This is a genomic window from Pedobacter sp. SG908, assembly GCF_011759615.1.
GTDB classification, from domain to species: Bacteria; Bacteroidota; Bacteroidia; order Sphingobacteriales; family Sphingobacteriaceae; genus Pedobacter; species Pedobacter riviphilus.
The window spans coordinates 1,715,416-1,738,294 of record NZ_JAAOYY010000001.1 but is presented as its reverse complement, the minus strand read 5'-3'; the positions used below and the strand labels follow the sequence as shown (position 1 = coordinate 1,738,294).

Here is a 22,879-nt window from a genome sequence, read left to right as displayed (position 1 = left end):
TAGGTTAATAGTGCTTTTAGACTTATCTGAAATTTTTCTCCATAAAACTGAGCATATTTTTGCTCATAAACTTCTCTACAATTTCTTCTCCTGATATCAAATTGGCCGGCATCGACATGTTGTAATCAGGATTTTCAACAAAGGCATTTGCATGGATAAGAAGTCTGTCTTTTAGCAATCCAAAGTCAGCAGAGGTCCATATCCCATCAATCGGATTAACAATACCGTCGTTGTCGCTCCCTAAACATTGGATATCCCAGGCCGGAAGCCTATTAATATCAAGCAACACTGCAATATAACGGATCTGTCTCCAAACAAATAGTGCTGCATGGAGTAAAATTGCCTCGCTCCCAAGGTGCTTTCTAAATAGCGCAATTTCATGGCTACTGGCAATACGTCTTTCATCTAATTGTATTCCAAACAGCCCTTCGCTTTGTCCAATAAGTACAATTTCCCGATCAGAAAAGTTGATATCGGCACTTAAGAACCAGTTGTAAGCATGCTCATCGCCACATATTGCGCCGTGGCTAACAATTACTGGTATATGCTCATGGCTGTATTCCTGATCTAAAAGCTCGAAATATTCTTTTCTGGCTGCAATGCTCATGTGTTTGATATCGATAAGGATTCGCTTTCCATTTGTTTTGGATAACAATGCCCTGATCATATCCTTACCCAATGCATTAAGTCCTTTTCCAAGCATCACACTTTGATTGGTGATCAGCTTCACAGAAAAATCAGTTAAGCTAGCAGCGTGTCCACATAATCCATTATAAAAATGATGGGCAAAAGTGATAAACAACGGGCAGTGTGGCCAGGCTTTTACCTTAGCCAGGTTATCCGTTAAACTTTGTTTTACCAAAGGATCAACGCTCCCTACATCTTCAAAGCGATTGTAAAGCGCATGCATCCCTTCAAAAGACAATCCGATGTATACGGTATATACCTCATCATTTTGGCTTTGAGCCATATGTTGAAAATCCATTAACAATACATACCTGATTTTCTTCGACCCAATGGTGAATACTCTTCCATCTAAAGCTCTTAAAAAAGCATATTCATTTTCCAGGTCGGTAAAATACCCATTGTTTGGATCCTGAATATAATGTATACGCTCTTTTCCGATGCCAGTAACTAGGTTTACACTATCGGCAACTAAATCACCCGGTAAAGCATTTTTTCTGACAAAACCTTTTTCGAAAGGATAAAGTGAACAGAAAATAAGTCCAACACCTCCTTTTTCAAGCGCTTGAATACCTGCCTGAGGAAAGCTGGTAATACCTAAAATTTTATTGAGAATCTTTTTTACAAATGGTGGATTACCATAAAAATAAATGCAGTCTTTTATTAATGGATCAGTACCAGGTACCCTATCAGGAAAACTACGCCCGTAAGGCTTCATAGAAGGGTGGCAATGTAAATCTGCAACAGAGATATTCATGAGTTGAAAGGTTTAGATGAAATACCCTAAGGCACAGCACAAAATCCGCATGGGGATATACTGGTAATATTAAATCAATTGAAAAATATGCAGCACTCAATCGAAAATAACAGTTCGCTTTAACCTACAGCGCTTACTGTTATCGAATACGTAAATATAACGGATCCCCTGATAGATTCCAATACCCAATAATGGGTATAAAATCTAATTATAAATACAAAAAAACCTTAAATACCTACCATTGGGTATTTGTATTCTGTACCACATTAATTAAATTGCGTAACCGATACAAACTACTGTTACAACCTAAATTAAGTCAGATACGATCTGATTAAAGGAAGTAAAGATAACTTACCATATTGACAACTTGATTATCTAAGCCGCTCTACCATGAAATACCTAATTACGCTTGCCTTTTTAGTCCTTTTTAATGGTAATACCTATGCTCAAAAAGATTGGGTTTATGCACCATATTTCAGTTTCGGACTTAATTTAAATCTTAATTACGGAAAAAAGCAAACTTTTCCTGGCGTAAACCTCTATGGCGGTTTTGCAGTGAGTGCTGAGTATAAAAATAGCTTTATTGCCAATTATGGTGGCAGTATATCTATATACAGAAGAACTGTAGGTACCAATCTGAATCCATTGATTGATAATATTGAAATCGACTTTACCAACGCTATATCTGCCGGATATGGCGGCAATCCGCTGAGTTATAAGAAACTGATACGAACGATGCAGAATTCAGCTTTCTACAACATCAACCTAAACAACAATTATTTCGGCCTGCTCTCTACCAATATTGTATTCAATAACCATCGGCGTAACCAGGTTGTGGGTTCGATTACCCTTTCGGGACCAGGACTTAGCTTTAATTATTATAATGATGGTGCTGCGCCTGTAAAATGGCTTGGCATTGGTGATGGTTTTGATCGCTGGTGGACAGGTGGTGGTTCGTTCTTCGTACATTCCCGCAAAGGTTTTAACTATGGCGAGTTAAGTTTCGATCAGTTTACGGGTTACCAGCCGTTTTTGTTCGAACTCTCTGAAATTATCGGTATAGATGTCCCCCCATATTCTCAGTCTACCGATGACCATTCGAGGAGAAAAAAAGATTCGAATTACAACAGTTCTCAATATCATCTTAGGATTGGACTAAACGAACATTTTAGTGTTGATGCGGGTGTTTTGGGTTCGTTAAGGGTAGGCGAAAACGGAACTATATTTTCTTTTCAAGATCTTATACACGTAATTGGCAAAATGCCTTTGCACCCAAATAACGATGTGAACAGGGTTTTTATTGGTGGATCATTTAATAATATCAATTATGTTAAAGTTAAATAGTAGCAGGTTCATTATTTTTATATTGGCGGCCGTGGTTTCTTCTTGCACAGTCAGGAAACATCCGTTTAACTTTAATAAAAATATTGATAACACGTTTTTGCAAAATGTGATCAGCAAAAGCAAATCTATACTGGCCACCGAAAAAAATGCCACCAGTGCCAGAGTATATAAAGCAGGTTTTCTTCAAGGATGGATGGAGCAGAATCATTTTGTAGACTGGGCGGTGCTAAGTAAACAGCGGAAAAATGAGTTTACTTCTTATAATCGTGGAGGCAAAAGCGAGTACGATGTTTACCTCATTTTATTTGATGCAAAAAGCGGAAACAAGAATAGTTTTTTATTTTTCACAGTACAGCGGCCATGGTTAGACACCGATACTGCCACAGGTTTTAGCCCTTTTTATTACGGAATTTTAGACAACCGTGCATCTGGCCCCTATCTCCTTGCGGATGAAACTTTTAGTATCACTACTGAAGGCACAACTTATACCCCCTCGAATAGGAAAAATAACAAGCTATATTTTTTACTGGATAAACAATATGGCTCCAACTTTAAATCAGACAGCCTTCGGATTGAAAAAGTTGTACTCCCCCAAGACAATCAGCTAAGCGACAACAAGGCATTAGTGATATCAGTTGACGATGTATTAGGAGATAAGGTATCGCTTATTATGAGATATGAAGACACCATTATTTTGAAACCTTAGTATATTAATGATGAAAAAATTGAGAAAAAAAAAGGCTAAGAGAGATAAATTATTTTTCTTACCTACATTAAGATGTGTAAAAATTGATGGAGAATTTTGTGTTTTCGAAAGAAAAGACGGTGGATGGAGCGAAACAGGTATAACCTATACTACTTGTGAAGAATGCAGAAAGAAAACCGGAGCGGATCGTTGTTATTCGTTATAATTCTTACCTCTTCAAGCACAAACATCTCTTAAAATTAAACATTAATGTTCTTAAACCAACAACTAAATCCTTAACATTTACGCAACAGTATACTTACATTAAGAGATTATCTTCGCTAACACAAAATTAGCCTTTCTTTGTTTTATAATCAGATTAAAGCGGCACAACATGGAAAACGAAATACAATCTGACAGGGATATTCAATGCGAATTTCTAAATATTTTTAAATTTATATGGGCAGCTTGTGGCATAGCGCCCTTAGGCGAAACACCGAACACTCCTGAACCAGAAAGTGCAAATTCTTAATCAAGCATACAAATATCGTATTAGATCACATCATTTTTACCAGATTACCCAACTGTTTCAGCTTAAATTTAAGCTCATCTGACCATGGAAGGCCAATACATAAGCGCATACAGTTCTGATATTGATTTTGCAGCGTAAACATAGGGCCTGGAGCAATACTGATTTTTTGTTTCATTGCCAATTCATACAGTTTTACAGTATCAACTTCCTTATTAAATTCTATCCATATGGCTAGTCCGCCTTGCGGTCGGGTTGTTTTTGTACCTTCTGGAAAATATTCAGTAACTGCATCTATAAAATGCTGATAATTGTGCTGTAAGGTACGCCGGAGCTGGTGCAAATGGCGATCGTACCGCCCAGTCTTGAGGAAATTACCAACGGCCTCATGAATAACAGAAGTTGAGGCAATGGCATGTACCAGTTTTAGCTTAAGTAGTTTTTCTTTATACTTTCCGGGTGCTACCCAACCCACGCGGTAGCCTGGCGCCAAGGTTTTCGAAACTGCGCTGCACCACAACACATTACCTGCTGTATCAAATGATTTGCAGCATCTTGGCCGTTGTGTACCGAAATAAAGATCACCATAAATATCATCCTCAATGAGCGGAATATCATTTGCAGCCAAAAGCTGAACGACTTCTTTTTTGTGTTCATCAGGCATACAACTGCCCAATGGCGTATTAAAATTAGGTATTAAAAGGCAAATATCAATTTTAGATACCACTTTCCTCAGCGCATCTATTTCAATGCCTGTAACCGGATGCGTAGGCAATTCGAGTACTTTTAAACCCAAACTAATCACCAGTTGAAGAATTCCGGGATAACAAGGGCTTTCTATGGCCACTGTATCACCTGGCTTCCCTAAGGCCATCAAGCAAAAAGCTAGTGCATTCATTCCTCCAGCAGTAGTAATCAAGTCATCTTCATGAAGATTTCCTCCCCAAGCTAGTGACCGTACTGCAACCATTCTACGCAACTTAACATTACCCTGAAGTGGTTCATATTCTGTCCCTCCTTCTTTAAGCGCCCGTGTGGCATAAATTATCTCTTTTTTGAGTTTTGCCAATGGCAATAAGCTACCCGATGGGACACCAATTGAAAAAAGGGTTAAATCATTCCGACCAATACTAGAATAAACCTGGCTACTCAGCTCGCTCGGTTCATGATGATTTGCAATTAGCGACGGCTTACTAACTGCAGGTAGTGGAAGCCGCTCTACCCTATGGTTACTTACAAAAAAACCCGATTGTGGCTTGACCTCAACCAGCGACTGGGCTTCGAGTTCCAAAAATACCCTTTTTGCCGTATTCATGCCTACTGCATATTCTTTGCAGAGCATTCTAACAGAGGGGAGTTTGTCTCCAGCTCTTAGAATACCGTCTTTAATCTGTGTGGCAATTCCACTTACTATTTCATTATACCTGTAAACCTTTTCCATAATCACCAAAACTGTACCCATACAAATGTACAAAACTGATACTGTATTTATCGCTTTTACCTTTGCACCTTTGAATTAAGAAATCAAAAAACATGAAAGAAGCAGTAATTAACCCAAATAAAGGTCATATTTCGAGTGGTTGGCTTAACGGATTTATCGCCGTAATTATATTTAGCGGTTCTATGCCAGCCACAAGATTGGCAGTAATGGATATGAGCCCTATTTTTGTAACCGTTGCCCGTGCTTCTATAGCTGCACTGCTCGCACTTGGTGTATTAATTGCATTTAAAGAAAAACGACCATCAACCAAACATTTAATCTCGCTGATAATTGTAGCGCTGGGTGTAGTAATTGGCTTTCCGCTGTTAAGTGCTCTTGCTTTGCAGCACATTACTTCGGCACATTCGCTGGTATTCTTAGGCCTTTTACCTATGGTTACAGCCGCTTTTGCCGTTTTACGGGGAGGCGAACGTCCTAAACCTATATTCTGGTTTTTCTCAATTGTGGGCAGCTTTCTGGTGATTGGCTATGCCATTTATCAAGGGATTAATGCTGCACCAATCGGCGATATTTTAATGTTATTGGCAATAGTCCTATGCGGACTTGGTTATGCTGAAGGTGCAAAATTATCTAAAACATTGGGCGGTTGGCAGGTAATTTCCTGGGCATTGGTGCTCTCGTTCCCATTAATGTTACCATTAATGTTCATTTATCAACCAGTTTCATTTGCCGAGGTAGGTACCGCTGCCTGGCTAAGCCTTGCCTATATTTCGCTCTTTAGCATGTTCATTGGCTTTATTTTCTGGTACAGAGGTCTCTCACAGGGCGGAACCGCAGCAGTTGGACAGCTCCAGCTCCTTCAGCCCTTTTTTGGATTGGCCCTTGCCACCACCCTGCTCCATGAAAAAGTAAGTATGGGTATGTTAGCCATTACAATGGGCGTAATTCTCTGTGTTGCAGGCTCAAAAAAGTTTGCTAAATAATCATAATCTATCCTTCAAAATTTAATAAAAATGTTGATATCCAATAGTTTTAAGTTTGATGACCAAAGTGAGCAAATTGCCTTTATGAAGAGATATAGCTTTGCCACGATCATTACCAGTTACAATAATTTACCCATAGCCACTCAACTACCTTTTGTTGTAAGCGAGAAAAACGGGAAAGTGTTCATTAGTGGTCACTTTGCAAAAGCTAATGAACAAGTGAAATATATTGAACAGTATACTTCACTTATTATATTCGCCGAGCCACACGCTTATATCTCTCCTAGCCATTACGAAAAATATGAAAGTGTACCAACGTGGGATTATATTAGCGTGCATGCTTATGGAAAAGCCGATATTATTAGCGATGAAGAAGCTAAAGAACAGGCATTAAAAGAAATGATTACGTACTATGAAAAAGAATATCTCGTACAATGGGATAGTCTTTCAGAAAAATTTAAACGAGGTATGATGCAGGGAATTGTAGCTTTCGAGATAGAGGTAAGCAATCTTCAGGGAGTTAAAAAATTAAGCGAGAACAAATCAGAACAGGAACGAAAAAACATTGTAACCCAGCTAGAAAATAGCAACAATGCTGTTGAAAGAGAGCTGGCTCCATTCATTAAAAACCTATAGCCATAAACATGAAGATAGAAAATAGTACAATACACGATATAGCAGAAATTTTCCGCTTATACGAAATCGCAACCGATTTCCAGAAAACGAAATATAGCGTTCATTGGCCCAAATTTGAACTTTCATTGATCGAAACAGAAATTAAGGAAAACAGGCAATGGAAAATCATGATTAACGGACAGGTAGCCTGTATTTGGGCCACTACTTTTAGCGATCCGCAGATATGGGAAGAAAAGAACCTCGACCCAGCCATCTATATTCACCGCATAGCCACAAATCCTGATTTCAGGGGGCAGAACCTGGTTGGCACGATTGTAAGCTGGGCAAAAGAGTACGCCAAAGCAAATGCTAAACGCTTTGTTAGATTAGATACCGTTGGTGAAAATGAGGGACTTATTCAACACTATCAAAAATTTGGATTTGATTTTTTGGGACTATATGAGCTAAGCAATACCGATCAGCTTCCGGCACATTATCACCATAAGCCAGTTAGTTTATTCGAAATGCAAATTTAATGCTGAATATAGTGATAAGTCCAAAAACCTTCGAGTTCAAAGATTTTGGGTTCAATCGTTTACAAAATATTTTCAGCACCAGTCTTAACTCTATCGGGCGTTACCTTACCATGAAAATTATTGTGCTCAATGATATTATCCATAGTTAACCGTTTTTTAATTTTCACAGCAAATAGCAACCACATGGCTTAAATGAAAATCAAAACAATATGATATATAGATTTTAAGTTACAGATAAGGTTAATATTTTCACATCAATTGTATCATTTTTATAGAAAAATCATTTTTTCTCTTTAAAACGCTTTTTATTATAATCCTAGCCCCTCAAAAAACGTCATAATTAATTGATTACAAACAAATTGCATACTAATAAAATTCAAATATCCGGAAAGAAGATAATCAGTTTTTAATTAAAGGCGTATCCGTAGAAATACAGGCAATTTAATTTATGCAAAAACTACGTTTAAACAGCTTTAAAGCGCATTAAAAATTAATATTAAGGGTATTTTTTAGTGCATTTTTTTAATTACTTTCGACCAAAAGAGCCCTACAAACTGACACATTAGAATACACAGTAAACCAAAACCTGACCTACATAGGTAAGTGGTTTATTATGCTATAATTTATTAAAACGCACTCCGCCTTTAATAAATTAAAGTTCCATGTTTAAGCCATGTATGGGTTCTAACAGGTTATTTATGATTAAGGCTTTTCTGCTATTTTTATTTAACGGATTATTGGGATTAATATTGCTCTGCTCAGCAAATATTGCATTTGCGCGCAATGAAATTAAAACCATAACAAATACTGGCTTTAACAATTTACCTTTCACTTTTTCTTCAAAAGCCTACATAAACACCACAAAACGTTTACCTGCGAGCAGCTATTCTAAACATTATATCGCCCCTGCACCATGGCAATACTGGAGCAAAGCCAACGAGATTGTAATTACATCAGATATTGGAACTGTTACCGGAACAATAAAAAAAAGTGATGGTACCATATTATTTAACTTTACTTGTGTGCAAGGCACGCCCTACGTACAACGCTTTAGCGGATTACCTAAAGATGTACCTGCGCACCCGTTGAATACCGTTATAAGCGGAGCCGGATTAATTATAGAAGCCACCGGATCTATTTCAGTTAATTTAAGAAACGTTGCTTCAGATAATTTAGGAACTGACGGTACGGATACAGATATTAAGGGTAATGCCTCTCTTTTTAGTTTTGGTGATGCCGCAATTGGAACGTCTTTTCGTGTAGGTTATTATCGGGACGGTGATCTTGCCAATAATGCTCATCCACCGATCTATAGCATTATGGCCATCGAAAATAATACGATTGTTAAAATAGCTGGTGTAGCAAAGGCAACATTAAATGCCGGACAAAGTTATTTATTCAATGCCCCAATGGGAACCTTGGTAGAATCGTCAGGATCGGCGGTAATGAATACCGCAGCCGATCTGGATGCTCCCGGAGGCTGTGGAGATGGTGCCTACAATCCAATTCCGCCTATTGCCTCCTTAGGTAAGGAATATGTGGTGGTTAGAGGTGAGGGTAATATGACTGCAGAGCAAACTACCGTAATTGCAACTGAGGCAAACACCAGCTTTACAGTGATACACTTTGATCAAAATGGCATTCAAAAAGGTACCACAACCTACAATTTGGCGCAAGCGGGAGATAAACAAACCTTTAATCATGGCTATCTGAGTAGCCCATATGACCCCGCAAGTAATACAGGAAGATATTCTTCGACCTGGATTTCAGCAACAAAAAATATTGAAGTTTTTTCAGGCACAGCGGGCGCTTCTGGCGGTGCAGGTTGTGAAGTAGATGTGGCTACCTTAGTCCCAATATCCAGTTGCTCGGGATCAAAGCGAGTTGAAACCTCAAAGTTTACTGCTTACGTTCAAACTACCAACCTCGATTACTTTGGCTATATCATTACCAGTAGTGCAGATAGAATTTATCTTAATGCAAATGGCACTCCGCTTTACAACAATACGGATATAGAAACTATAGCAGGTATTGGTACCCGTAAATCCTTAGGTAGTACAGGCTTATCTCTAGTTAGTTTTACACGTGCTGATATTGGATCGCCAAGTACAATTATAATAACAAGTTCCAGCAGGCTCACTGTTTCTATGGTACAGCAAAGTAGTGCTTTTTCGATGTCTAATTTCATTTCACGTTTTCCCGAAAAGGGCGCTCAGCCAGTAGTATCACAAACCAACTGTGCATCAGCAACACTTACAGCAACTCCAAATGCTTCCAATTATCAATGGTATCTTAACGAAGTTCCGATAAGTGGCGCAAATACCAATACTTATGTGGCTAGTACATCTGGCAATTATTCGGTGAGTTATAGTTTAGATTGCGGGCTGAGTGCACCTTCTCTCCCCTTAAAGATTTCACTTTGTAATATCGACCGCGCCATTACCAAAACAGTTGATATCGCTTATCCGGAGTTAAACAGCAATGTGGTATTTACGCTTAAGGCCGAAAATTTGGGCGATGGCAATGCAGTTGGGGTATCGGTTACGGATCTGCTTCCCAGCGGTTTTACTTATGTATCGAGCATAGTGCCATCAAGCACGAGTTATGATCCTATTACAGGTATATGGACTATTGGCGATTTAGCCAGTAATGCCAGTATCTCCTTAAGCATCACAGCAAAAGTTGTAGCAACAGGAACTAATATTAACACCGCAACGATTACGGGTTCGCAGCCCGATCAGGTAACCACTAACGATCAGAGCTCGGTGAGTACCATAACTGGTTCTAAAGATAGAGAAGTATGTGTGGGTACAGCCATGAACGATATTATTATCAGCATTCCATCAGGTTCAAACGGTATTCAAGTTACAGGTTTACCAGCCGGGATAATCTACACCAATAGCTCATCTCCTAAAAAAGTTACCATTTCAGGTACGCCAACTACTGCAGGCCCACCAAAAACTTATACTGTTTCCAATACTACAGGAGCTTCATTTACTACAACCGGTTCAATAACGGTAAATGGAAATGTAAGTATTCCGGTTTTTAATAGTGGATTAACCGATAAACGCTGTGCTGGTACGGGAACCGACACCTACGTAGCAACAGCAACAAATGCCACAAGCATAGTTTACTCCCTATTACCCTTATCGGCGGGTATTATTGACGCAAACAGTGGTAAAGTAACCTGGGATAATACATTTACAGGAACAGCCACCATAACGGCCACTGCAAAGGGCTGCGCGGAGAAAACAACAGATTTTATTGTAATCGTAAACGCGCTTCCAGCTTTAACATTGGGTGCCGATCCCGAAGTATGCCAGGGTTTTACCACATTATCTCTCCCGTATACCAACGCTTTAAACAACCCAACAACATATAGCATTACCTGGAATGCATTAGATTTTGATCCGGTTAACAATCAACCTTTACCGACCGGAAATATTCCGCTTAATATTCCAGCCAATGCTGCATTAGGTGTTCATTCTGGTGTATTGACCATTAAAAATGCAGCGGGTTGCAGTACTCAAATTAATTTCAACATTAAAATAAATCCAAAACCATCAGCACCGCATGTGCTGGTACAAACTAGTTCACAATATTAATCAAACAAAAAATCGTCCCCATGAACAATTCAATTACAAAAGCAATTTTAGCCATTACATTCTTGGTAATCTGCACATTTTCAACCGTATCGGCCCAGGTATTACCCACCACAAGTGGCGTTAATTTATTTTGCCAGGGATCAGACCTTACATTGCCCACTCCTCCAGCTGGTGCAGACTGGATAGTGAAATATAGTGCAACACAAACGACATCACCAAGTCTAGGCGTTCCTCTTATTGCAGGAAAAATTCCAGCTGCAAATTTAAACACAGGCTATTACTATTTAAGTTCTAAATCAAGTACGCCAGGATCCTGCGAGTCTGAATTACAGGAAATTCCGGTATATGTGCTTCAACCTTTGGTGGTTAATTTTACACCTGCTGATTTCTGTCTGGAAAGTCCATTGGCTCAAGTTGGTGCTGTTACCAATCCTGATGCCACCAACATTCCAGATTTGGCCTACCAATGGTATACGGTAACAGGAGGCGTAGAAACGGCTATAACAGGTGCTACATCAAAAGATTATACGCCATCGGCTCCGGCAACTGTTGGAACAAAAACACATAGGTTAAAAGTAGGTTATGTAATTAATGGCAATAAATATTGTCCACAGTGGGCAGATCATGATGTTACGGTAACGGCTAAGCCTGTAAAACCAACCATTACGCCAGGAACCATTACTGGTACAGCAACAGCAGTTACTTTCTAGGCTGATTTTCATTTTTCTGATTATTATATAAATGAGGTTAAGGATATCCTCCTTTCTGTCATTGGCCTTGATGTTGTTTTTTATTCAAACAGCAATGTGCCATATTGCTTCCGATGGGCAGCAAACCATTACGATCAGGCAAGGGTCGTCAGTGGTTTTGCGTGCAAATTCGGTTGGGGCAGCTTCATATATATGGTATAAGGATGATGTGATAATAAAAGGGCAAAAGAAATCAACCCTCATTACTGCAACGGCTGGCATTTATAAAGTGGCTAGTGAAAATCAATTTGGCTGTGTATCTGAAATCTCCGACGAAATAAAAGTTATTGTACTACCACAACTTATTGCTGATGTAGCCATAACAAAACGATCAGAATCGAAAATTGTAGTAAGCGACCAGGTTTTTGAATATTACCTAAACGTTAGAAATAATGGTACAGATGATGCCACCCAACTAACGATTAAGGATGCGCTTCCGGATAACCTCTCTTTAGAAAGCCTGGCCCAGCCAACTGATGGAGCAGCAAGCTACGATCAGCTAAGCAGAACCATTAACTGGAGCATTCCCTTACTGCCCAATGGCAAGTTTGCCGAACTGGTCATCAAAGTAAAATCCAAACAATCGGGCATGGTAACCAATACTGCAACCGTCACTGCAACAGAATTTGACCCTAACCTGGCCAATAACACATCAACCGATAAAAAAGAGATTTCAGGTTTAAGAATACCAAATGTTTTCACGCCTAATGGGGATGGCAAGAACGACACTTTTTATATTGAACATCTGGAATCTTTTGAATCGAACGAAGTAACGATCATTAACCGCTGGGGAAGCACGGTTTATCAATCTAATCATTACAAGAACGACTGGACGGCTCCGGGATTAGCAGATGGAACCTATTTCTATGTGGTTAAAGTTAGAAATGGAACAACTGACTGGCAAGATTACAAAGGTTATGTAACGGTAATCAGGTAAATAAAACAAAATACAGACATGAACATTTTAAAAAGGATATTTCTTGTTTTGATCATTACGATATCATCTGTTAAAGTTTTTGCACAGCAGGATGCCCAGTTTGGACAATATGTTTTTAATGGCATGTACATCAATCCTGCCTATGCGGGTTATAAGGAAGAGCTTTATCTGCAGGCTTTTGCCAGAGCACAATGGACAGGTGTCCGGGGAGCACCACAAACCTTGTCTGTATCAGCGGATGAAGCTATAAATGACGAAAGTATTGGCCTCGGGATGATTGTAACCAAAGATAAAATAGGTGCACAAAATACTTTAAATGCATCAGCTAACTTCGCTTACAGGATAAAACTCGATCGTACTGAAACCAATATCCTCGCATTTGGTTTAGGCATAGGTGTAATACAGACAGCCTTAAACGGCAATTTGTTAGATCCGATTGAAACTGGCGATAACCGTATCCCAATTGGATCAATAAGCCAGACCATGCCCGATATACGCGCTGGTATTCATTATTCAAATGAGAAATTTTTTATCGGTTTTTCAGCAAATAATCTCTTATCAAAAACCTTATCTGTATTTGACGATTACAATTCGCTAAACGTTAAAATTCAGCCTCATTTTTATTTAAGTGCAGGAGTTGCCTTACCCGTAAATGAAGATTTTGTTTTTAAACCAACCTTTTTAATTAAAGACGATTTACATGGACCAACCTCATTAGATTTAAATGCCTTTTTACTTGTGAAAGAGCGTTTCTGGCTCGGTGCAGTTTACCGCACTTCAGTAAAAATTTATCCAAAAGATAACCTGCAGTCTGGATTAACCAGTAGGGCTGCAGTTGGTTTCATCAGCGAATTGTTTATAAGATCTAATCTGCGCATTGGCTATGGTTATGATTACAGCCTTAACAAACTGAGTAATTATGACTATGGCTCACACGAAATCTCAGTTGGCTACTATATCGAAACCAAAAAGAGCCGAAGACCAAAGTGTTATTTTTAGGCATGAATAAAAAATGTAGCGCCTATTATTCATCAAACCAATATACTACCAGGCAATACCATAATCTTCGCCATGGTTACTTGAGCCACCTTGCAAACTATTGTGCTTCCAATCAAAATAAATGGCATTAATGGGGCCACTGGTACGTTCTGAGAAACTAAGTGTATAACCCATTTTTTTCAGCTCAGTACGCACCTCCTCTTTAGTATTGGCATTTAACAAGATCTGACCAGGCTTCGGTTCTCTATCGCTCGTTTTTGTGCCACCGAGAGAAAGCCAGAGCTGATTGGTGTTAAAGTTCGCTGCTTCAGTTGCCCTTTGAACATTCATACCGAACTCTGCCATGTTTAAAAAAAACTGCAGTAAGTTCTGATCCTGGGTATCTCCACCCTGAACTGCGGCAGATACAAAAGGTTTACCATCTTTGATAAACAATGAAGGCGACAAGGTTACTCTTGGCCGCTTGCCCGGTGCAACAACATTAAAGGGGTTTAAGGCAGAATCGAGTACAAAGCTTTGCATACGCTGGCTCATTCCAATACCGGTATTACCAGCAATACAGGCCGGAAGCCAGCCACCACTTGGGGTAACCGATACCACCCAACCTGCTTTATCTGCAGCTTCGATGGATGTTGTTCCCCGCCATAAACGGTCTTCATAAATTTCTTTTGACGTATTGTTGCCCAGGTCGTGCTTTGGGGCAAAATTACGTTTAGCTGTATCAAGGTTAAAACCTCTACTTTTTAACAGATTTAAGTAAGGATTTTTCTTCCCTTCATATGGGTAAGGATCGCCAGGACCTATGTTTGCATCATTTTTATCAAACTGGATAAGTGATGCACGCTGTTTGGCATAATCTTTACTTAACAGACCTTTTATTGGTTCAGCAGGATTTTGGTTTGGATCGCCGTAATAAAAATCACGGTCAGCAAAAGACAGGTTCATTGCCTGATAAACAGTATGAATATATTTTGAGCTGTTATACCCCATTGCCTTTAGATCAAAATTCTCTAGTATATTCAAAGCTTGCAGCAAAACCGGTCCCTGTGTCCATTGTTTTAATTTATATACCTCAATGCCTTTATAATCGGTACGTAGTGCTTCTTCTTCAAGCGGTTTCCATTTAGCAAGGTCGTCCATGGTAATTAAACCACCTTGTTCTTTACTTCCGCGAACAAATTCTTGCCCGATATCTCCTTTATAGAAACGATCATAAGCAGCCATTAATGCCTCCTTTCGGGAACTACCTTTCTTCAGCGCCGCTTGTTCTGCTTCAACCATTTTGGTTAACGTGGCCAACAAATCTTTCTGAATAAAAACCTCACCTGCTTCTGGCGCTTCGCGTTTTTCGCCAAAATGCGGCAACAGCACTTTTTTACTGTAAGGCCAGGTTTTAATCAATTCTTTATCGCGCTCCATACTGTTTGCCGCCTGTGCTTCTATGGCATAACCTGCAGCCATGTGCATGGCAGGCGCCAGAACCTGCTTCAGGCTCATGCTCCCGTATTTGCTCAACATGTAGATTAACCCACCGGGAGTACCTGGTGTAGTGGCGGCCAAAGGGCCATATTCTGGTGGGAAACTATAACCTTTAGCTTTAAAAAAGGCTACGGTAGCTCCGGTTGGGGCAACCCCCATTGCATTAATGGCAATCACCTTTTTTGTATTCGGGTTATAAATCAGCGCTTGTGTTTCTCCTCCCCAGCTCAGGGTATCCCACATGGTGCAAGTGGCTGCCAACATAGCACATGCCGCATCAACTGCATTTCCTCCTTGCTGAAAAACCATTGCCCCCGCTGTGGCCGCCATTGGCTTTCCGGTAATGGCCATCCAACTGTTGCCATAAAGCATCGGTTTTTGCGTTTGTTGTGCAAATAAAGGACGAAGAGAAAGTGATAATAATAGAAACAGGAATAAATTTTTCATAGTTCCAATATAGCTAAAATATATACTACAGTAATCCTGTGTCAGCTCTGCAGCCGTTAATTCAGGGCAATAAAACAAGCTTGTTACTTAATTTAAGTACCACTACTACAACTAACCAGTTTTTTAGTCATCTCTGCATTAGAAACAAAGTTAAACCCTGCCTTTATTTCTTTTTCTTGGGTTTGGGTTCAGGCAGTTCAGCTACTGTGATGTTTACCAGTTTTTTTAGCCAATCGCGATCTTCCAACCGTTCCTCGATTAGAAATTGGTTTTTTGCACCCGGATAAGGCGGTGCTTCTACAACATCTGTTATATACGCCCTGCCGGCTAAAGTTGGCTTAACAAACAGCTTATTATCGCACACAAGTGCAAATAGCTTACCATCAAAATACAAACCATATTCGCCAAACATTTTCTTATAGATAACATGTTCAGAATAATCGATCTGATCGATTATAAAGTCTACGAATTTCTGATCTGATGCCATTTACAATTGATTTAATTTAAACTTTAGAAATATAAGCAAGGCCAAAAAAATAATCGAAAAGGAAGCCTATTTTAGGATAAATTTTGGCTGTACTAAGCACTAAGATAAGTACAATCATCCAGTTAATTAAGGATACACCATTAATAACGGCCTTATTATCTTTCTTTTGATTCTGGTTTGTAATAATGGGCCTAATCATTAAATTTGCCGCCCAAACGGATAATCGCTGGTTAAGCATGCTGTTGTGCTAAATGGTAAAAAAGAATAAAATGAAAGAAAACGATTTTGTTTCTATCTGGTTGGAAGAAACCGGAAATCCTGCAATTGAGAAACTAGAACAACTAAACCTCGAGGTTGCTAATAAAACCATAGAAGTACTTGCAGAAAAGAATTCGACAGAAAACGATCTTGCTTATATATTGGATATTAATCCAGATGAAATCAAAAGATGGTTTATGGGCCGACATATTTTCAGTATTAAAACCATCAATGAAATTAATGCTGCATTGGCTGAAATCCCGGCCAAGAACACTAAACAACAAGCTGAATTTCAATAAATTAAGTAATTACACCTTAAATTACCACCAGAAACTAATTTAAACCAACACGATCTTCTTTAAGCTTAATATACGACGATACAATGCTCAGCATTATTTCATGATAGCGGTTTGTGGTTCCGCTATCGGCACTCACTGAAACAATGTTTGCATTTTCAGCCTCCGCCCGACTATAAACAATACTAAAAGTTGTGGTTAATAACCATTCAGGCAAATTTTCGGCACTAAGCACTATCTTACAGTTGACCAAACAAGTACCTTTTTTACTTCCTTCCATGCTCATTGTATAAACCAAGGGCAACTCTATAGTGCCAAAATCGGGTAGATCAACCAATACGTTTATCCTTTTTAACATACATTTCTTATGCTACATATATTGGCTTTTATCTAATAAATTAAGCCTCTGTTTTTTATTTACCCACTGTAGTTTCGCTAAAGTTAACTGTTTTAATTTTACTAACATTCTTTCTCTCTAAGGCTTTCCCAGCATAGTCTGGCTTATTTGTACCCCATACTACATTGCTGTTAAGTAAGCTGATGTACCCGGTATTTTCAAAATAAAATCCTGCAATTGCACTTTTAACGAGTCCTTCAACATTGCTTGGCCTACGATCATATACCCCACCTGCTTCTTTTGTTGTTTTATCAAGGTAAACACTAACCTGGTCAAAATAGATATCAGAAATTTTATCAGGACTTTCGCCACTGATGTACACACCACTTTCACCCGTACACCGGATATTACTGAAATAAATATTTTTAACTGCTCCAACCCTGCCTTTGGTTTGCCCCTTCGGCAAACGCCAGCCAGCGTCTTTATTGTTGCTGGTTGCTCTTGGATAAGCGGTAATATAAATCGGCTCTGCCTTGCCCCACCATACATCCGAAAAGAGTTTCGACTCGATAAATAGGTTGGAGAAAATCACATTATTTACTGTACCCTCATCACGGTTTTGAATACCAATGCCTCGGTTGCTCTTCCTGATATTACAATTATTGATAAGTACGTTACTGATCCTGTCCATATTTTCAGAACCTATTTTGATGGCGCATGAACTGGAAGTCATGGTACAGTTACTGATCACAATATTTTCACAGGCACCATATTCTTCAAACTCGCGCCTGTTCTTTAAGCAGATACAATCATCGCCCGATTCGATAAAACAATTGGTAATCCGGACGTTTTTACTGTGATCTAGATCAATGCCATCACTATTACGGATCTTTATACTGTTTAATAACGTTATATTCGATATCGATACATCATTACAGCCAACCAAATGAACTGTCCAGTACGCTGAATTCTGAAAAGTTACCCCATCTATATTCAATTTATTACAACCGATCAAAGTAAGCAGATGTGGCCGGGGATCTACAATATTAAAGGGTTTTAATACATAGGAGTCGCTAAGCTCCTCCCCCATAAACGAAATCCCATTTCCATCAATTACACCGCTTCCGCTAATGCTTACCTGTTCAAGTTTTTCTCCACCAATCCAGATGGTACCCTCGCCTTTATTTTCTCTAAAAGCACTTTGGGTATACAGCTTTTCGTCAGGAATTGCCAGTAACTTGGCACCCCCTTCCACCCTTAAATCAATGAACGATTTCAAGTTAAACGGGCCAGTTAAAAACACATAACCAGCTGGTATAACTACCTGTCCACCTCCAGCTGCCGAACAGGCATCAATAGTTTTCTGGATAGCCACTGCATCGTTGGTTTTACCATCGCCAACCGCACCATAGTTTTTAATATTATATAATTTATTTTGGGCCAGCGCACCGAAAGAAATCAACAGCGCAAAAAAGAGTAAAATTTTAACCTTCATTTTTTTTAAATTCATTAATAATAAACACAATAAACTGACTTAAGTAAAGATTCACTTACCAAAAAACGGTATAAAGTGCGGCAAGAATACCGCAGATAATAACCGAAGCGATGGTAAATGCCGGAGTAACCTTAAACATGCTGCTGTCAATTTCAAGTCCCTGCGGATTATCTTTACTTTTCGGATCGGTTAATGTTACCAGAACCATTAAACCCAGTATAATCACAAATACCCACGACATTCTGTTCAAAAAAGGAATCGGCGCAATAGCACCACTGGCTATAGTAGGCAGGAATTTAAAAAAAGTTGATAAAGGGATAGTTAATAAAGAAGCGATAAGCGCTGCACGCGAAGTGGTTTTCTTCCAGAAAAAGCCTAGTAAAAAGATAGCAAAAACACCTGGCGAAATAAAGCCAACATATTCCTGGATGAACTGATAAACCTGATCGAAGCTACGCAATGCCGGAGCAATAACAATAGCAATTAAAGATGCAATAACTACAGACCAGCGACCAACCGAAACCAATCGTGTTTCTGAAGCTTCGGGCTTGATAAACTTCTTGTAAATATCCAGTGTAAAAATAGTGGCAATGCTATTACATTTTCCAGCAAGCGAAGCTACGATGGCGGCTGTGAGCGCAGCAAAGGCCAGTCCTTTTATCCCTGCAGGCAATAAATTCATGAGTACCGGGTAAGCATGATCGGGTTTAACGGTTCCGGCTGCATCGAGCATTTCGGATTGGAAATAACCGCGCTGATAAAGCACATAAGCCGCAATACCAGGAATAACAACAATTACCGGAATAAGTAATTTCAAAAATGCGGCAAATATTAAGCCATTGCGCCCAGTCTTTAAATCAGCTCCTAATGCCCTTTGAACAATATATTGGTTACAGCCCCAGTAATTTAAATTATTGATCCACAAACCGCCTAGCAGTACGGCAATACCTGGCAATTCGCTATAAAATTTATCTCCTTTCGAAAATATCATATGAAAATGGTCAGATGCTTCACTGCGCAATAAAGGAAGCGAGGCTAAAACACTGGGTGCATCTAACTTCTCAGATACAAGTTTAAGCGCCATATAACAGGTAATCAGTCCGCCTGTCACTAAAACAAAAACCTGTATTACATCGGTATAACCTATTACCTTCATGCCGCCCAGGGTGATAATGGCAGAAAAAATGGCCAGGAAAATAATACATATATTAAAAGGAATGCCTGTAATCGTTTCAATAGCGATGGCACCAAGAAAGAAAATGGAAGTTAAGTTTACAAATACATAAACAAGTAACCAAAAAACAGCCATTAATGTACTTACCGTATTATTGTAACGGTTAGACAGAAACTGTGGCATGGTGTAAATTTTGTTCTTAATGTAAATAGGCAGAAAGAATATAGCTACAATAATTAGCGTGGCGGCAGCCATCCATTCGTAACTGGCTATGGCAAGCCCCATGGCAAACCCCGAACCCGACATACCAATAAAATGTTCGGCAGAAATATTAGAAGCAATGATGGATGCACCAATTGCCCACCAGGTGAGTGAGCCTTCTGCCAGAAAATAATCTTTGGTATCCGTACGTTTTTTTTTCTTACTCCTATAAACCCAATAGCCGTATGCCGAAACAATAATAAAATACATCAAAAAAACAGCATAATCGAATGCAGACAAGTGGTTCATAAGGTTTTTTTTACATCTGGTTTTTTCTAAAAATCAGAAAAAATCCCAATGTTGAGGGTTTAATTCGATTATTTAATTACGTAAACGTTTTCGCCCATCGGGCAACAATAATATAGATTTATCCGCTTAACCGCCTGTAGATTCGCGCTTGGTCAGCACCGATTTCAATATGATATTCTGTTCGTCATCCAGTTGTTTGTTGTTAAGGATTTTGAAGAGACATTTTGCTGCTTCACGCCCAATTTCGAAAGCAGGTTGCGAAATTGTAGTGAGCGAAGGATTTAAAAGCTCAGCGGTACTCAGGTTAGAAAAACTGAGTACTTTAACATCATTTGGAATCTGTAAACTCAAATCCCTGCAGGCGCGGTAAGCAGGAATAATAAATTCTTCAATAGAAGAAAAAAGTGCATCTGGTTTATGCTTCCCAAGCAATTCCTTTATCTGCTGCAGATTAAATTCTTCACCGTCATGATATTTAACAACAAGTTGCTCCATAAAAGTTATTCCATGTGTTTTCAGTGCATCCAGATAACCTGCAAACCTTGCCTTGCCCGCCGGAAGATTTTCGAGTCCAAATAAATAGGCAATTTTGGTACAGCCACATTCAATTAAATGTTCTGTAGCCTGAAAAGCAATTTCATAATCATCAGTAGTTACCCTAACTGCATCCAGGTTTTCATATACCCGGTCGAAAAACACCAAAGGGATTTTCTTAACCAGATTGGCATAATATTCACTGTTATATTCGCTGCTCGATACTGAAGTAAGAATGCCATCTACCCGCCCGTTTAACAAACTGTTGGTAAAGGCTTTTTCTGCTTCTATATTTTCGTGGGTTTGATAAATAAGCACATGGTAACCATACTGTCTGGCTATTTCTTCAATTCCCATTATGGATAAGGAGAAAAAATTATTTGCTACGCAGGGTATAACTACCGCAATAGTTTTGGTTTTGTTGCTCCGGAGGTTACTGGCGGCCGGATTTGGCGTGTAATTCAGTTCCTTAGCCAAGGTCCACACCCTATTTTTAGTTTTTAAACTGATTTCATAGCTGTCGTTAAGAGCTTTAGAAACGGTTGCAATTGAAATATTCAACTCTTGAGCCAACCGCTTAATATTAACTGCTTCTGCCATGTCTTTAAAATTTGTTTGTTAGTTTTTTGAGGTTTACCTGGCCTTTACCGCGAGAATGCGATATACCAAAGCCTTCCTCTTTTTTACCAGCATCTTAATCAAAAACAGCAGCTTTTTGGCTATACGGATATAACCATCGAAGTTGATGTTCAAAACATTTAGCTGATTAAGCAAGCCGATATCTTCTCCTATTTGAATAAATATCAGGCCGCAAACGAAAATATGAAATAATCGTAATATCAACGTTTATTTTTTTTCTTTTGCGTATTTCTCTCGCCAACACCTTAGGCAGAAAAGGGCCATCTGCGAGATCAAAAACCTATATCAACTATTTAAATTTAAACATTTTAATTCATATTCCGCAATTCTAGACAAGGATTTACGTAATCGTTTAAGTAAATAAAGTTGGCAAAACATAAAATTTTAAGCTTTCAAAAACTCAACTTTAACCTAGTTAACCAACTAAAATTTTTAAACTAATCAATTTCTAGCCTTATGAGAAACCAAAGCGCATCTTCAAAGGATAACCAAAATCCGTTGCAAAACCTTGATCAGTGGGAAGAGGATATTTTGATCCGTTATCCAGATCCAAAAAACATCAATGCTGACAAAAAAGAAGAGCAGTTCAGAAATTATGATGAAACAGAAAAGGATAGTGTAAAAGAATTTTACAGGCTAAACCATACTTATCAAACATACGATTTCGTAAAACAGAAAAAAGCAGATTATTTAAAGTTCGACAAACAAGAGATGCCAATTTGGAGTGCTTTTGATTTTTTGAACAAGCTGGTGGATGATTCTGATCCTGATACCGATCTAGACCAGATGCAGCACCTGCTGCAAACATCAGAAGCCATCAGAAATGATGGACACCCGGATTGGATGGTATTGGTAGGCTTGATCCACGATATGGGTAAAGTACTTTGTTTGTTCGGCGAGCCACAGTGGGCTGTAGTGGGCGATACTTTCCCTGTAGGTTGTGCCTATTCAGACAAAATTGTTTATCCGGAATTTTTCAGTCAGAATCCCGATTACAACAATGAAATTTATCAAACCAAATTGGGTGTTTATACTCAAAATTGCGGGTTGGATAATGTAGATATGTCTTGGGGCCATGATGAATATGTGTACCATATGATGAAGCCCTACATCCCTGAGCCAGGTTTATACATGCTCCGTTACCATTCCTTTTACTCACAGCACAGGGAAAATGCCTACGATCACCTGATGAATGAAAAGGATCATGAAATGTTTAAATGGGTTAACCTGTTTAACCCATACGACCTGTATTCTAAAAATCCAAATCAAAAAAGCTGGGCAGAGCTTGAGCCCTATTACAAGGCACTTGTGGCCAAATATCTACCAGCGACTATTAAATTTTAACATTCTATCTCAAAA

At 39.0% G+C, this 22,879-nt stretch carries 22 protein-coding genes; 13 read left to right on the top strand and 9 right to left on the bottom strand.

Annotated features, from left to right (window positions below):
* Positions 1–22: 22 nt before the first annotated feature.
* On the bottom strand, positions 23–1,441 hold the full coding sequence (locus FHT21_RS07045) for a membrane dipeptidase (protein ID WP_167294012.1): 1,419 nt from the start codon (positions 1,439–1,441) through the stop codon (positions 23–25).
* A gap of 390 nt (positions 1,442–1,831) precedes the next feature.
* Between FHT21_RS07045 and FHT21_RS07040 the strand changes: the two genes are divergently transcribed.
* From FHT21_RS07040 to FHT21_RS07025, 4 genes are all read left to right on the top strand, one after another.
* The gene (locus FHT21_RS07040; RefSeq protein ID WP_167294011.1) at positions 1,832–2,785 is read left to right on the top strand and encodes a hypothetical protein; all 954 of its coding nucleotides are present in this window, start codon (positions 1,832–1,834) and stop codon (positions 2,783–2,785) included.
* A complete protein-coding gene (locus FHT21_RS07035) occupies positions 2,769–3,491 on the top strand; it encodes a hypothetical protein (protein WP_167294010.1) in 723 nt (240 codons plus the stop codon). Before FHT21_RS07040 ends, FHT21_RS07035 begins: the two co-directional genes overlap by 17 nt.
* A gap of 7 nt (positions 3,492–3,498) precedes the next feature.
* The gene (locus FHT21_RS07030) at positions 3,499–3,696 is read left to right on the top strand and encodes a hypothetical protein (RefSeq protein WP_167294009.1); all 198 of its coding nucleotides are present in this window, start codon (positions 3,499–3,501) and stop codon (positions 3,694–3,696) included.
* A 168-nt stretch (positions 3,697–3,864) separates the two neighbouring features.
* Positions 3,865–4,002, top strand: coding sequence for a hypothetical protein (locus tag FHT21_RS07025; protein ID WP_167294008.1), 138 nt, complete (start codon positions 3,865–3,867; stop codon positions 4,000–4,002).
* 25 nt (positions 4,003–4,027) lie between these two features.
* Here FHT21_RS07025 and FHT21_RS07020 read toward each other — a convergent pair whose 3' ends face one another.
* Positions 4,028–5,461: a PLP-dependent aminotransferase family protein gene (locus FHT21_RS07020; protein ID WP_243853889.1), complete on the bottom strand. Its 1,434-nt coding sequence runs from the start codon at positions 5,459–5,461 to the stop codon at positions 4,028–4,030.
* Between the two features lie 71 nt (positions 5,462–5,532).
* Here FHT21_RS07020 and FHT21_RS07015 point away from each other — a divergent pair, with 71 nt between their 5' ends.
* The 7 genes from FHT21_RS07015 (at position 5,533) to FHT21_RS06985 (ending at position 13,864) form a co-directional block, all read left to right on the top strand.
* Complete coding sequence (locus FHT21_RS07015; protein ID WP_167294007.1) at positions 5,533–6,423, top strand: DMT family transporter; 891 nt, start codon at positions 5,533–5,535, stop codon at positions 6,421–6,423.
* Between the two features lie 30 nt (positions 6,424–6,453).
* Positions 6,454–7,059: an FMN-binding negative transcriptional regulator gene (locus FHT21_RS07010; protein WP_167294006.1), complete on the top strand. Its 606-nt coding sequence runs from the start codon at positions 6,454–6,456 to the stop codon at positions 7,057–7,059.
* An 8-nt stretch (positions 7,060–7,067) separates the two neighbouring features.
* A complete protein-coding gene (locus FHT21_RS07005) occupies positions 7,068–7,574 on the top strand; it encodes a GNAT family N-acetyltransferase (RefSeq protein ID WP_167294005.1) in 507 nt (168 codons plus the stop codon).
* Between the two features lie 698 nt (positions 7,575–8,272).
* Positions 8,273–11,179 carry a DUF11 domain-containing protein gene (locus tag FHT21_RS07000; protein ID WP_167294004.1) on the top strand — a complete coding sequence of 969 codons (2,907 nt, stop codon included), beginning with the start codon at positions 8,273–8,275 and terminating at the stop codon, positions 11,177–11,179.
* 20 nt (positions 11,180–11,199) lie between these two features.
* Positions 11,200–11,889: a hypothetical protein gene (locus tag FHT21_RS06995; RefSeq protein WP_167294003.1), complete on the top strand. Its 690-nt coding sequence runs from the start codon at positions 11,200–11,202 to the stop codon at positions 11,887–11,889.
* A 31-nt stretch (positions 11,890–11,920) separates the two neighbouring features.
* Positions 11,921–12,865, top strand: a complete 945-nt coding sequence (locus tag FHT21_RS06990) for a gliding motility-associated C-terminal domain-containing protein (protein ID WP_167294002.1) — start codon at positions 11,921–11,923, stop codon at positions 12,863–12,865.
* An 18-nt stretch (positions 12,866–12,883) separates the two neighbouring features.
* Positions 12,884–13,864, top strand: a complete 981-nt coding sequence (locus FHT21_RS06985) for a type IX secretion system membrane protein PorP/SprF (RefSeq protein ID WP_208398882.1) — start codon at positions 12,884–12,886, stop codon at positions 13,862–13,864.
* A 45-nt stretch (positions 13,865–13,909) separates the two neighbouring features.
* On the opposite strand, the gene FHT21_RS06980 is transcribed toward FHT21_RS06985, so the two are convergent.
* From FHT21_RS06980 to FHT21_RS06970, 3 genes are all read right to left on the bottom strand, one after another.
* Positions 13,910–15,790, bottom strand: coding sequence for a gamma-glutamyltransferase (locus FHT21_RS06980; protein WP_167294001.1), 1,881 nt, complete (start codon positions 15,788–15,790; stop codon positions 13,910–13,912).
* A 163-nt stretch (positions 15,791–15,953) separates the two neighbouring features.
* Complete coding sequence (locus FHT21_RS06975; protein ID WP_167294000.1) at positions 15,954–16,277, bottom strand: TfoX/Sxy family protein; 324 nt, start codon at positions 16,275–16,277, stop codon at positions 15,954–15,956.
* Between the two features lie 16 nt (positions 16,278–16,293).
* Positions 16,294–16,515 (bottom strand): hypothetical protein, encoded by a 222-nt coding sequence (locus FHT21_RS06970; protein ID WP_167293999.1) that lies wholly within the window; start codon positions 16,513–16,515, stop codon positions 16,294–16,296.
* Positions 16,516–16,546: 31 nt separating this feature from the next.
* Between FHT21_RS06970 and FHT21_RS06965 the strand changes: the two genes are divergently transcribed.
* Positions 16,547–16,834, top strand: a complete 288-nt coding sequence (locus FHT21_RS06965; RefSeq protein WP_167293998.1) for a hypothetical protein — start codon at positions 16,547–16,549, stop codon at positions 16,832–16,834.
* A 34-nt stretch (positions 16,835–16,868) separates the two neighbouring features.
* Here the strand turns inward: FHT21_RS06965 and FHT21_RS06960 are convergent, their stop codons facing one another.
* The 4 genes from FHT21_RS06960 to FHT21_RS06945 form a co-directional block, all read right to left on the bottom strand.
* The gene (locus tag FHT21_RS06960) at positions 16,869–17,189 is read right to left on the bottom strand and encodes a hypothetical protein (RefSeq protein ID WP_167293997.1); all 321 of its coding nucleotides are present in this window, start codon (positions 17,187–17,189) and stop codon (positions 16,869–16,871) included.
* 55 nt (positions 17,190–17,244) lie between these two features.
* Positions 17,245–18,663 (bottom strand): glycoside hydrolase family 28 protein, encoded by a 1,419-nt coding sequence (locus FHT21_RS06955; protein WP_167293996.1) that lies wholly within the window; start codon positions 18,661–18,663, stop codon positions 17,245–17,247.
* A 55-nt stretch (positions 18,664–18,718) separates the two neighbouring features.
* On the bottom strand, positions 18,719–20,347 hold the full coding sequence (locus tag FHT21_RS06950) for a sodium/sugar symporter (protein ID WP_167293995.1): 1,629 nt from the start codon (positions 20,345–20,347) through the stop codon (positions 18,719–18,721).
* A gap of 126 nt (positions 20,348–20,473) precedes the next feature.
* On the bottom strand, positions 20,474–21,481 hold the full coding sequence (locus FHT21_RS06945; protein WP_167293994.1) for a LacI family DNA-binding transcriptional regulator: 1,008 nt from the start codon (positions 21,479–21,481) through the stop codon (positions 20,474–20,476).
* Positions 21,482–21,976: 495 nt separating this feature from the next.
* On the opposite strand from FHT21_RS06945, the gene FHT21_RS06940 reads away from it, so the two are divergent.
* Positions 21,977–22,864: an inositol oxygenase family protein gene (locus FHT21_RS06940; RefSeq protein WP_167293993.1), complete on the top strand. Its 888-nt coding sequence runs from the start codon at positions 21,977–21,979 to the stop codon at positions 22,862–22,864.
* Positions 22,865–22,879 lie beyond the last annotated feature (15 nt).

Bases quoted from the DNA above. Each gene is read 5' to 3' on its own strand.
- FHT21_RS07045 (WP_167294012.1), bottom strand. From the start codon at position 1,441: ATGAATATCTCTGTTGCAGATTTACATTGCCACCCTTCTATGAAGCCT.
- FHT21_RS07040 (WP_167294011.1), top strand. From the start codon at position 1,832: ATGAAATACCTAATTACGCTTGCCTTTTTAGTCCTTTTTAATGGTAAT.
- FHT21_RS07035 (WP_167294010.1), top strand. From the start codon at position 2,769: ATGTTAAAGTTAAATAGTAGCAGGTTCATTATTTTTATATTGGCGGCC.
- FHT21_RS07030 (WP_167294009.1), top strand. From the start codon at position 3,499: ATGATGAAAAAATTGAGAAAAAAAAAGGCTAAGAGAGATAAATTATTT.
- FHT21_RS07025 (WP_167294008.1), top strand. From the start codon at position 3,865: ATGGAAAACGAAATACAATCTGACAGGGATATTCAATGCGAATTTCTA.
- FHT21_RS07020 (WP_243853889.1), bottom strand. From the start codon at position 5,461: ATGGGTACAGTTTTGGTGATTATGGAAAAGGTTTACAGGTATAATGAA.
- FHT21_RS07015 (WP_167294007.1), top strand. From the start codon at position 5,533: ATGAAAGAAGCAGTAATTAACCCAAATAAAGGTCATATTTCGAGTGGT.
- FHT21_RS07010 (WP_167294006.1), top strand. From the start codon at position 6,454: ATGTTGATATCCAATAGTTTTAAGTTTGATGACCAAAGTGAGCAAATT.
- FHT21_RS07005 (WP_167294005.1), top strand. From the start codon at position 7,068: ATGAAGATAGAAAATAGTACAATACACGATATAGCAGAAATTTTCCGC.
- FHT21_RS07000 (WP_167294004.1), top strand. From the start codon at position 8,273: ATGATTAAGGCTTTTCTGCTATTTTTATTTAACGGATTATTGGGATTA.
- FHT21_RS06995 (WP_167294003.1), top strand. From the start codon at position 11,200: ATGAACAATTCAATTACAAAAGCAATTTTAGCCATTACATTCTTGGTA.
- FHT21_RS06990 (WP_167294002.1), top strand. From the start codon at position 11,921: ATGAGGTTAAGGATATCCTCCTTTCTGTCATTGGCCTTGATGTTGTTT.
- FHT21_RS06985 (WP_208398882.1), top strand. From the start codon at position 12,884: ATGAACATTTTAAAAAGGATATTTCTTGTTTTGATCATTACGATATCA.
- FHT21_RS06980 (WP_167294001.1), bottom strand. From the start codon at position 15,790: ATGAAAAATTTATTCCTGTTTCTATTATTATCACTTTCTCTTCGTCCT.
- FHT21_RS06975 (WP_167294000.1), bottom strand. From the start codon at position 16,277: ATGGCATCAGATCAGAAATTCGTAGACTTTATAATCGATCAGATCGAT.
- FHT21_RS06970 (WP_167293999.1), bottom strand. From the start codon at position 16,515: ATGCTTAACCAGCGATTATCCGTTTGGGCGGCAAATTTAATGATTAGG.
- FHT21_RS06965 (WP_167293998.1), top strand. From the start codon at position 16,547: ATGAAAGAAAACGATTTTGTTTCTATCTGGTTGGAAGAAACCGGAAAT.
- FHT21_RS06960 (WP_167293997.1), bottom strand. From the start codon at position 17,189: ATGTTAAAAAGGATAAACGTATTGGTTGATCTACCCGATTTTGGCACT.
- FHT21_RS06955 (WP_167293996.1), bottom strand. From the start codon at position 18,663: ATGAAGGTTAAAATTTTACTCTTTTTTGCGCTGTTGATTTCTTTCGGT.
- FHT21_RS06950 (WP_167293995.1), bottom strand. From the start codon at position 20,347: ATGAACCACTTGTCTGCATTCGATTATGCTGTTTTTTTGATGTATTTT.
- FHT21_RS06945 (WP_167293994.1), bottom strand. From the start codon at position 21,481: ATGGCAGAAGCAGTTAATATTAAGCGGTTGGCTCAAGAGTTGAATATT.
- FHT21_RS06940 (WP_167293993.1), top strand. From the start codon at position 21,977: ATGAGAAACCAAAGCGCATCTTCAAAGGATAACCAAAATCCGTTGCAA.